This window comes from Haloplanus sp. HW8-1 (genome assembly GCF_023703795.1).
Lineage (GTDB): Archaea > Halobacteriota > Halobacteria > Halobacteriales > Haloferacaceae > Haloplanus > Haloplanus pelagicus.
The window spans coordinates 1,538,206-1,548,178 of sequence record NZ_CP098518.1 but is presented as its reverse complement, the minus strand read 5'-3'; the positions used below and the strand labels follow the sequence as shown (position 1 = coordinate 1,548,178).

The 9,973-nt window shown below is 65.5% G+C and carries 10 protein-coding genes and 1 pseudogene; 6 read left to right on the top strand and 5 right to left on the bottom strand.

Annotated elements, in window-relative coordinates; genetic code table 11:
* The first annotated feature begins 36 nt into the window (after positions 1 to 36).
* The 4 genes from NBT82_RS08160 to NBT82_RS08145 are packed head-to-tail and all read left to right on the top strand — an operon-like array spanning position 37 to position 4,615.
* Positions 37 to 525: an Lrp/AsnC family transcriptional regulator gene (locus tag NBT82_RS08160; protein ID WP_251331044.1), complete on the top strand. Its 489-nt coding sequence runs from the start codon at positions 37 to 39 to the stop codon at positions 523 to 525.
* Positions 522 to 1,661, top strand: a complete 1,140-nt coding sequence (locus NBT82_RS08155; RefSeq protein ID WP_251331043.1) for a pyridoxal phosphate-dependent aminotransferase — start codon at positions 522 to 524, stop codon at positions 1,659 to 1,661. Before NBT82_RS08160 ends, NBT82_RS08155 begins: the two co-directional genes overlap by 4 nt.
* A gap of 59 nt (positions 1,662 to 1,720) precedes the next feature.
* Positions 1,721 to 2,434, top strand: coding sequence for a DUF7504 family protein (locus NBT82_RS08150; protein WP_251331042.1), 714 nt, complete (start codon positions 1,721 to 1,723; stop codon positions 2,432 to 2,434).
* A 60-nt stretch (positions 2,435 to 2,494) separates the two neighbouring features.
* Entirely contained in the window at positions 2,495 to 4,615 is a 2,121-nt protein-coding gene (locus NBT82_RS08145) for a hypothetical protein (protein ID WP_251331041.1), read from the top strand.
* Here the strand turns inward: NBT82_RS08145 and NBT82_RS08140 are convergent.
* The 3 genes from NBT82_RS08140 to guaB all read right to left on the bottom strand — a co-directional run bounded on the left by NBT82_RS08140 (position 4,612) and on the right by guaB (position 7,138).
* Positions 4,612 to 4,755 carry a DUF7503 family protein gene (locus NBT82_RS08140; protein ID WP_251331040.1) on the bottom strand — a complete coding sequence of 48 codons (144 nt, stop codon included), beginning with the start codon at positions 4,753 to 4,755 and terminating at the stop codon, positions 4,612 to 4,614. The two genes, NBT82_RS08145 and NBT82_RS08140, sit on opposite strands and share 4 nt — an antisense overlap.
* Before the next feature lie 178 nt (positions 4,756 to 4,933).
* On the bottom strand, positions 4,934 to 5,518 hold the full coding sequence (locus NBT82_RS08135; protein ID WP_251331039.1) for a response regulator: 585 nt from the start codon (positions 5,516 to 5,518) through the stop codon (positions 4,934 to 4,936).
* A gap of 123 nt (positions 5,519 to 5,641) precedes the next feature.
* Complete coding sequence (gene guaB, locus NBT82_RS08130) at positions 5,642 to 7,138, bottom strand: IMP dehydrogenase (RefSeq protein WP_251331038.1); 1,497 nt, start codon at positions 7,136 to 7,138, stop codon at positions 5,642 to 5,644.
* Between the two features lie 177 nt (positions 7,139 to 7,315).
* Here guaB and NBT82_RS08125 point away from each other — a divergent pair, with 177 nt between their 5' ends.
* On the top strand, positions 7,316 to 8,230 hold the full coding sequence (locus NBT82_RS08125; RefSeq protein WP_251331037.1) for an HpcH/HpaI aldolase/citrate lyase family protein: 915 nt from the start codon (positions 7,316 to 7,318) through the stop codon (positions 8,228 to 8,230).
* A 105-nt stretch (positions 8,231 to 8,335) separates the two neighbouring features.
* Here the strand turns inward: NBT82_RS08125 and NBT82_RS20285 are convergent.
* Both NBT82_RS20285 and NBT82_RS08120 read right to left on the bottom strand, forming a co-directional pair.
* A pseudogene (locus NBT82_RS20285) lies at positions 8,336 to 8,407 on the bottom strand (hypothetical protein); the annotation flags it as partial.
* A gap of 51 nt (positions 8,408 to 8,458) precedes the next feature.
* Entirely contained in the window at positions 8,459 to 8,827 is a 369-nt protein-coding gene (locus tag NBT82_RS08120) for a VOC family protein (protein WP_251331036.1), read from the bottom strand.
* Positions 8,828 to 9,022: 195 nt separating this feature from the next.
* Here NBT82_RS08120 and NBT82_RS08115 point away from each other — a divergent pair, with 195 nt between their 5' ends.
* Complete coding sequence (locus NBT82_RS08115; RefSeq protein WP_251331035.1) at positions 9,023 to 9,946, top strand: acetamidase/formamidase family protein; 924 nt, start codon at positions 9,023 to 9,025, stop codon at positions 9,944 to 9,946.
* Positions 9,947 to 9,973 lie beyond the last annotated feature (27 nt).

The window sequence follows — 9,973 nt, the reverse complement described above, 5'->3', positions numbered from 1 at the left end:
GCAAACTCTTTCAACGGGGGACACCGAGGGGGGCGTATGGCCGACAAGCTTGCGCTACTCGATATCCTCCTCGAGGACGCCCGTGAAAGCACGGAGACGATTTCGCGGCAACTGGGCTGTGACGAGGCTACGGTCGAGGAACTGATCGCGGAACTCGAAGGCGAGGGCGCGGTACTCGGCTATCAGGCGGTCGTCGACTGGAGCCGTGTCGAAACGGACCACGTCGCGGCCGAGGTGGAACTCAACTTGGAACTCGACCGGGAGACGAAGTACGCGGACGTGGCGAGTCGGATCGCGAAGTTCGACGAGGTGACGGCGCTTCGCCTCGTCTCGGGCGATTACGACTTCGACGTGACCGTCGAGGGAGACTCCATGCGCGACGTGTCAATGTTCGTCGCCGAACAGATCGCGCCGATCCCGGAGGTGACTCAGACGGTGACGCATTTCGTCATGGACACGTACAAGAACCGGGGCCTGGAGTTCACCGACACCGACGAGGACGACCGGCTCTCGATCTCGCCATGAAGCTATCGGAGCGCGCCAGATCGACGCCGCCGTCGGGGATCCGACGTTTCTTCGAACTCGCCGAGGAGATGGACGACGTCATCTCGCTCGGCGTCGGAGAGCCGGATTTCAGCGCGCCGTGGAAGGCGCGGGCGGCCGCCATCCACTCTCTCGAACGTGGGCGCACCTCCTACACCACCAATCGGGGGCTCTACGAACTGCGTGAGGCCATCGCCGAACACGTCGCGCGGTACGGTCTCGACTACGACCCCGACGAGGAGATTCTGGTGACGACGGGGGCGAGCGAAGCGGTCGATCTGGCGCTTCGTGCCCTCGTCGACCCTGGCGACGCCGTCGCGATCCAGTCACCGGCGTACATCTCCTACGGCCCAGGTGTGCGCTTCTCCGGCGGGGACCCTCTCCCGGTGTCGACGCGTCCGGAGAACGACTTCGTCCTCACCTACGACGATCTCGACCGTGCCGGCGCCGCGGACGCCGAGGTACTGCTGATCTGTTATCCGAACAATCCGACGGGAGCGACGGCGAGCGGGGACGAACTCGGCGAGATCGCGGCCTTCGCGCGCGAACACGACCTGACGGTCCTCTCGGACGAGATCTACGCTGCGCTGACCTACGAGGGTGAGCACACCTCCATCGCGACCCTGCCCGGGATGCGCGAGCGGACCGTCGTGATCAACGGGTTCTCGAAGGCCTACGCCATGACGGGGCTTCGACTCGGGTACGCGCTCGGACCATCCGAGGCCATCGACGCGATGAACCGCATCCACCAGTATACGATGCTTTCGGCGCCGACGACGGCCCAACACGCCGCTCTGGAGGCACTGGAGTCTTGCGACGACGACGTCGCCGAGATGCGCACGCAGTACGACCGGCGGCGGCGGTTCGTCGTCTCTCGCTTCCGGGACATGGGGCTGGACTGTTTCGAGGCGACAGGGGCGTTCTACGTCTTTCCCGAGGCGCCCTACGACGACGAGGAGTTCGCGGAGGATCTGCTCCAGGCCGAGAGTGTCGCGGTGGTGCCCGGCCGCGTCTTCGGCGATGAAGGATACGGACACCTCCGTGTCTCCTATGCGACGGGTCTGTCGGAACTGAAGGAGGCGATGAACCGCATCGAGCGGTTCCTCGACGACCGGTGAAGCCGTCCGCAGCCAAGACATAAGAAGAATTATTTGCGCTCGTTCCCTGGCTAAACTCGATGGTCGCGGGTGGTGGGATGGGCCCCGACGACGAGGGGATCAGTTTCGCCCACGCCCTAGCAACGCTGAAAGAGCAGGGAAGCGCGCTTCTCGTCGTCGGGTCAGTGCCGGAAGAACTGTTCGCGAAGGCGTCGAGGACGATGCTCGGCGATCCGGACGCCGATCCGCCGCGGCGTCGACTCGTCGTGACGCCGGAGCCGAACCCGGAGAGCGCGGTCCGTCGGCTTCGCGAGACCGGTCCGCTCTCCGCGGAGTACGCACGCGTGATCTCCCGTGGCGAGCGGGCACGCAGCGCCGCAGTGGCCGACTCGTTCGACGAGATGACGCCGCGAACCCACGTCGTCGACGACTCGATTCGCGGCCTCGGGACGACGATCGCCGACGTGATCGAAGAGTTCGACCTGTTCGCGGGCGGCCTCGAACCGGCGGAGTTCCGGATGGCCTTCGACTGTCTCCCGACGGTGCTCGCCACACACGGTCGCGAGGTCGCGTTTCGGTTCCTGCACGTGGTCATCGCGCAGGCCAGATCGGTGTCCGGGCTGGTGCATTTCCGGCTCCCACGGGCCGTGGATTCGGAGGCCGTCGGACTGTTCGAACCGCTGTTCGACGCCACCGTCGAACTCCAGGTCGACGGGGACGACCTGCACCAACGGTGGCACTTCCGGGATCGGGACATCACGTCGGACTGGCTCCCGGTCGGTGATCGACCGTGACACACTAGACAACGGGATGACAATACGCTTTTGTGCGCGACGCCGAAGGAACTATACGAGATGAGTCGATCCGAGCGTTCGAACGACTCGACCTTCGAGGCGGACGGTGAGTCCCTCGAAGTCTCGTTCACGACGCTCGACGACGAGTCGGGACTGATCGTCACCGACCTGATCGAACGCAACCAGTTCCGACTGTTCACCGACCGGCCGGCGTCGCCGACCCCGGTCGATCCGGACGGCCATCGGTTCCCCGTCGACGCGGCCGTGGCCGTCGACGCCGAGGCGATCGAACTCCCGACGGTCGTCTCGGTCTGTGTCCGTGACGACGCCGGCGAGATGCTCGCGGAAACCGAACATTTCGCCCACGAGGAGTTCCCGCCGGGAAGCTACAGCCTGGAGCTCTGTGGCCCGATCAAGATCTACCTCCGTGTCGAGGGGGCCGTGACGGTCGCCTCGGATCTCACCCGGACGCGCGTCGAGTTCGACGGGGAGCGGGCGGTCCGCGTCGGGGCCCGCTCCCACCACGAAGGTCCGGCCGCCACCCTCACGACTACGGACGATCCCGTGGACGTGATGGCCGCCGTCTCCGAGTTCCCCTCGGCGCTCAAGACCGTCTCGCCGGAGCGGTCGTATCCGACGCTCCGGGGACATCCGCCGTTGGTCGAACTCGGCGACCGTCTCGAGGTTCCGGAGGGAGTGGTCTCCCCCGACACCGGCGTCCGACTCGAACTCCCGCCGGAGTATCGGTCGATCTACGTGGCAGCCCCGCTCGCGTACTACCTGGCCGCCGACGTGGTTCCGGGCGACCGCCCCCGCCTCGTGACCGACGTGGGGTTCGAACACGACCTGAACACGGTACGCGGGTTCGAAACGGAGGTCGAACGCGTCCTCAAGCAGACCTTTTTCCTCGACTGCGTGACGCGGACGGAGGGGTACTACTCCGTCGACCTCCACGAGCGTACGGCCGTCGAGACGGATCTCGACCTCGACTTCGGGTGGTTGTACGATCAGTCGCTCGCGACCCAACTGGAGGAGTACCTCTCGATTCCCTTCGGCGCCGTCGAGGACGCTCTCCCGGAGTGGCGGCTCACGTCACACGTCGCCCCCACACCCGAGAACGTCGAACTGCTGCCGTTCGTGACGAACGACCTGGCGGTGGTCCGGACGCCACAGGACCAACCCGAGCCGAGTTCGGCGGTCCAGACGACCGCCGCGGACGAGTTCTTCCGCGACCCGACGTTCACCCGGAGCGCGTCGACCGACGGGACCGCACGGTCGTACGTTCAGCCGGAGACGACCGACTCCCTAGAGCAGTCCTGGGTCGGTGAGGGAGCGCCCATCGGCGCCAGCAAGGCCACCACCGACGCCTTCTACAACCGCCTCGACCGGTCGCCCGCCGACGGCGACATCGGGATCACGGTCGTCTGCAACGACCCCCGGATGGCCGACGAACGGGACGTGGTCGACGAGGTGTACGGCTCCCGTGAGAAACTCCCCTTCGACGTGCGTGTCCACCACGACCTCCGGCGGTCGGAACTACGGGAGGTCCTCTCGGCCGAGTCGGACCTCCTGCATTACATCGGCCACATCGACGCGGCGGGGTTCGAGTGTGCGGACGGTCGACTCGACGCCACCACGCTCGAGACGGCGGGGCTCGATGCCTTTCTGCTCAACGCCTGCCAGTCCTACGAACAGGGGTCGGCGCTCATCGACGCGGGGGCCATCGCGGGCATCGTCACGCTCTCGGACGTGATCAACAGCGGCGCCATCCGCATGGGCCGAATGTTGGCCCGTCTGTTCAACCGGGGATTCACCGTCGGAAGCGCCCTCGACGTCGCTCGCAGCGACTCGATCATCGGCGATCAGTACACCATCATCGGCGACAGTAGTCTCTCGCTTGCCCGGACCGACGGGAGTCCACCCAACGTCTGTTCGCTCCGTCGGTGTGGCGACGGCTACGAACTGGAGTGGGAGACGTACCCCTCGACGTCGTACGGGATGGGAAGTCTGGTGATGCCGTGGCTCAACGACGTCGACGAGTATCACCTCTGGTCGGGCACCTCGAAGACGTTCGAGGTCGACCGTACCGAACTGGAGCAGTTTCTCTCGCTGGAAGCGGTGCCGGTGAAAATCGATGGCTCGCTCGTCTGGAGCGACGAACTCGACGTCTCCGACCTTTAGGGACCCGAGATCCCGCCACCGTTGCTCGCTGCCACGGTGCCGGCCTGCGAGAGGAGCAGGAGCATCGTGAACAGGACGCCCATCATCCGCGGGTTGTCGTTCAGGTACGCTGCCACCGTGCCGCTGTCACTTTCGGACATTGCAACTGACCTGTCCGCCGGCAGAGAAATATAATTTTTCGAGAATATCTGATAGTAAATATAATCAATTAAATCGGATGATGGCTGACATAAACTTCGGATGCCGAAGATCACCCCGACTCAACGGCTCTACGGGGATCGAAAAACGAATCGCACCGCAATAGTGTCGTCTAACTAACTAGTCTTTGCTGCCGTCTTCGCCGAGATCCTGATATATTCTTGTCAGGTCTCCGTCCTCGCTGAGCTGGGCGAGCTTGTCGTCGAGTTCCGCCCGGAGACTCTCGATATCGTCGAGCAGTCCCTGGTACTTCTCGGACTCCTCGAGCGCGTTCGTCTTCGTCTCCGATTCGAGCAGGGCTTTCTTCGAGGCGAGCGAGAAGAGCCTGCGGACACCCTCGCCGTACTCGTCGCGGACGAGCAAGTTCGCCACCGTGCGGGTCAGTTTCTCTTTGGACACCGGCTTGACGAGGTAATCGTCGAAGCCCATGTCGATCACGTCCGTGTCGGGTTCGACGGCCGTCACCATCGCGACACGGCAGTCGAGTCCCCGTTCGTGGAGCGCGTCGAGGACTTCGTCGCCGGAGAGGTCCGGCATCCGTCGATCCAGTAGTACGACGCTGACTTCGTCGTCGAGTTCGTCGAGCGCCGCTCGACCGTCGTTCACCGTTCGCACGCGGTAGGACTTGGCGAGCCACGTCGTGTAGAGTTCGGCTAGGTCACGTTCGTCCTCGACGACGAGGACGAGGGGGGTATCGTCGCTCATATGTCCTCCCGGGGGGGAGTGCGACCACTCACGACTGTCCATGTATCGCCGGACTATATCAAAATACCCCTTGTGGAACGAACGTTTCCCCGAATACGCGACCCGACATGCCGGGTCCCGACCTCACTCCTGTGGGCTGTAGTTCGGTGCCTCGTCGGTGATCATCACGTCGTGTGGGTGACCCTCGGTCTGTCCCGCGGCGGAGACGCGGACGAACCGGGAGCGCTGCTTGAACTCGGGAAGCGTGGCCGCGCCCACGTATCCCATCCCCGACTTCATGCCGCCGACCAGTTGGTGGAGCTCCGACGCGAGCGTCCCCTTGTAGGGGGTGGCCGCCTCGACGCCCTCCGGGACGAACCCCTCTTCGTCGTCTTCCTCCTTCAGATATCGGTCGCCGCCACCCGATCGCATCGCGCCGACCGATCCCATACCGCGGTACTGCTTGTACTTCTTGCCGTTCATGGTGATGACCCGGCCCGGCGCTTCCTTCGTGCCCGCGAAGTACGACCCGAGCATGACCGCGTCGGCACCCGCCGCGACGGCCTTGATCGCGTCGCCGGAGTAGCGGATGCCGCCGTCGGCGATGACCGGCACGTCGTGTCGGCTGGCGACGTCCGCCACCTCGGAGACGGCGGTGATCTGTGGCATCCCCGCGCCGGTGACGACCCGCGTCGTACAGATCGACCCCGGACCGATGCCGACCTTCACGCCGTCGGCGAAGTCGACGACCGCTTCCGCGGCCTCGCGGGTGCCGATGTTGCCGACGACCACGTCGGCGTCGACCGTCTCGCCGATCGCACGCGCGCTGTCGATCACGTTCCGGTTGTGGGCGTGTGCACAGTCGATGAAGAGCACGTCCGCACCGGCGTCGTCGGCGGCGACTGCCCGGTCGTCCTCGAAGGGACCGACGGCGACGCCGATCCGGAGGGCGCCGTCGTCGTCGCGCGCGGCGTTCTCGTGTTCCCGCCGATGGAGGATCCCCTGCATCGTGACGAGGCCGACGAGGCGGTCCTCCCCGTCGACGATCGGCACCCGCTCGATCTTGTGATCGTACATGAGTTCGAGTGCGTCGCGAGCGGTCACGTCCTCCGTGGCGGTGATGACCTCGTCGGTCATCGCCTTGCGTACCTCGTCGGACTCGCCGACTTCGAGGTACGGCCGGATGTCGGTGCCGGAGATGATCCCCAACACCACGTCGTCGTCGTCGACGACCGGCGCGCCGCTGACGCCCTCCCCTTCCATCATCTCGTCGACCTCCTGGACCGTCTGGTCCGGGTCGGCCGTCACCACGTCGTCCCGGCGGATCACCAGTTCGTCGGCGCGTTTGACCCGCTCGATCTCGACGTCCATCTCCTCGACGGTCATGTTGCGGTGGAGCACGCCCAACCCCCCCTTGCGAGCCATCGCGATCGCGAGGTCACTCTCGGTCACCGTGTCCATCGCGGCCGATAGGATGGGGATGTTGAGGGTGACGTTCGTGGACACTCGCGTCGACACGTCGGCCTCGTCGGGTTCGACGTGACTCTCCATCGGGCGGAGGAGCACGTCGTCGAACGTCAGTGCCTCCGGTACCTGCAGTTTCGACGAAAAGGGATCCGTCTCGGGAACGTCGTTTGCCATGTAATCGGTCGTCCCGCCGACCGGAAAAGCGTTGCGAGTCGCGGTGTGGCGGTCACTCGACGCCTCCAGGGACGGTCATCGGGGAGACAACACCGACAGTGTTCGTCGATTGTCGAAAACACGCTGACTGAGGAATCTTTATTTGGTGGCGACCGGCCACTATGTGTGGTGGAAACAATGTCTGAAGACGTAGAACTCCGGCGGACGCAACTCGCGACGCCGGCCAGCGATCCCGACTTCATGGAGAGCGCGTCGCGGAGTGACGCCGACGAGGTCTTCCTCGACCTAGAGGACTCCGTGGCGCCGAACGCGAAAGCCGACGCCCGCGAACCGCTCGTCGAGGCAGCCAAAACACACGACTGGTCCGAGAAGATCCTGTCGTTCCGGATGAACGGCATCGACACCAAGTGGTGGTACGACGACATCATCGAGGTCGTCGGTCAGGCGGGCGAGTATATCGACGACATCATCATCCCGAAGGTCGCGGGGCCGAGCGACGTCCACACGGTCGCGAACCTCCTCACGCAGGTCGAGGAGAACAACGGCCTGGAGGTCGGGCGCATCGGTCTCGAACCCCAGATCGAGGACGGCGAGGGGATGCACAACGTCCACGAGATCGCCCACTCCTCGGATCGACTCTCCTCGATCATCTTCGGCCCCGGCGACTACTCCGCCGCGATGGGGACGCCCGGACTGGACATCGGCCAGTTCCCGGAGTACCCCGGCCACTACTGGCACCACGCGCTCTCGGAGTGTAACGCCGCGGCGAAAAGCGCCGGCCTGCCCTGTCTGGACGGCCCGTACGCCGACATCGACGACCCCGAGGGCTTCCGTACGTCCGCGGAGCGCGCCAACATGATCGGCTGTGACGGCAAGTGGGCCATCCACCCGAGTCAGATCGAACTCGGCAACGAAGTGTTCGCGCCCGATCCGGAGGTCGCCGAACGCGCCGAGCGCATCGTCGAAGCCTACGCCGAGGCGATGGAAGAGGGCAAAGGCGCCGTCTCCGTCGACGGCCAGATGGTCGACGAGGCCACCAACAAGATGGCTCAGGACATCGTCGACAAGGCACGGGCCGCCGGCGTCCTCTAGATCGGCGTTCCCTCGACTCCCGTTATTGGTTCGGCTCGACCGGACAGCCACCGCTCTCGTCGTTCCGTCGACGGCATGAGTCTGCGGTACGCGAGCCACGCGCGGTCAGCCGACGAACAGGTCGACCACCTCGTTCGGCCGGCGTCCCCTGTAGAACGCCGTGTAGACACACCGCGTACAGGAGACGGCCTCGCGACGCCCCTTCCGCGACGACCGCTCGGGCGCGCCCTACTCCAGCGGCTCGACGAGTTCGACGACGTGACCGTCCGGGTCCTCGACGAACGCGGTGCGTGCCCCGGCCGCGGGCTGATCGCCGGGTTCCTCGACGACGCCGTAGTGGTCGATCCCCTCGAAGACGGCGTCGACGTCGTCGACGACGACGGCGAGGTGGTCCCAGGCGGTGCCCTCGTCGAACTCGGTTTCACCGGCGGTTTCGGAGAGCTGGATCTCCATGCCGTTCTCGTCGGCGACGTAGCGGTTTTCCGTCTCGCCGTCGGGCGTCACGAACGACCACGATTCCTCGAAGCCGAACTGCTCGTAGAACGCGATCGATTCCGCCGCGTCGGCGACGTTCAGACAGACGTGAAGCAGGCTCATTCCGTCCAAGGGAGGGCCCCCCGCCGACAAAAAGATTCGCAGTCGCCCCGCGACCCACCGCCGCGGGAGCAACGGAGTCGGCCGTGACGGAGCCACTCGCCGGAACCGCCCACGTGGGCGACGATCCGGGCGGTACCGTCTCCCTCGCGTCACCGTGATATCATTTTAAGTTCCGCTGGAGAAGAGAGAGCGGACGTGACTGCACACGAACTCACGGCGGCGAAGCAGGGTGAGTACCACTACACCGTCGGCCCGTACGCCGAGCCGGTGTTGGAGATCGAGCCTGGCGACACCGTCGCAGTGGAGACCGAGGACGCCTTCGAGGGAGCCATCGAGACGGAGGACGACCTGCCGAGCGAAGTCCTCGGGGAGGGCCACAACCCACAGAACGGTCCCATCACCGTCGCGGGGGCGACGCCCGGCGACGCGCTGGCGGTCACCATCGAGCGCATCGAACCGCGGGGGCCACAGCCCCGCGGCACGACCTGTACGGTTCCGTACTTCGGCGGGCTCTCGGCGACGGACCGGACCGCGATGCTCCACGATCCGCTGCCCGAAATCGTGAAGAAACTGCGCGTCACGACCGAGGGGACGGTCTGGGACGACGACATTACCATCCCTTACGAACCGTTCGTCGGCACCATCGGCACGTCGCCCCGGATCGACTCGGTGAACGCGCTGACGCCGTTCAAACACGGCGGCAACATGGACCTCCCCGACGTGCGTCCCGGGAACACGATCTACCTCCCGGTCGAGGTAGAGGGTGGGTATCTCTACCTCGGCGACTGTCACGCGGCCCAAGGGGACGGCGAACTCTGTGGGGTCGCCATCGAGATTCCGACCACGACCACGATCACGGTCGACGTCGTCGAGGACTGGGACCTGGAGTGGCCACGCCTGGAGTCCGAGGACTTCGTGATGAGCGTCGGGAGCGCCCGCCCGATGGAGGACGCCGCGCGCACCGCCTACGCCGATCTGGTGGCGTGGCTGGCCGACGACTACGGCTTCGACGAGATGGAGGCGTACATGCTCCTGACGCAGGTCGGACAGGTCCGCCTCGGCAACATGGTCGACCCGAACTACACGGTCGGTGCGGGCATCGACAAATCGTATCTGTAGGCGTCCGCCGAGCCATGGACCGCGGGC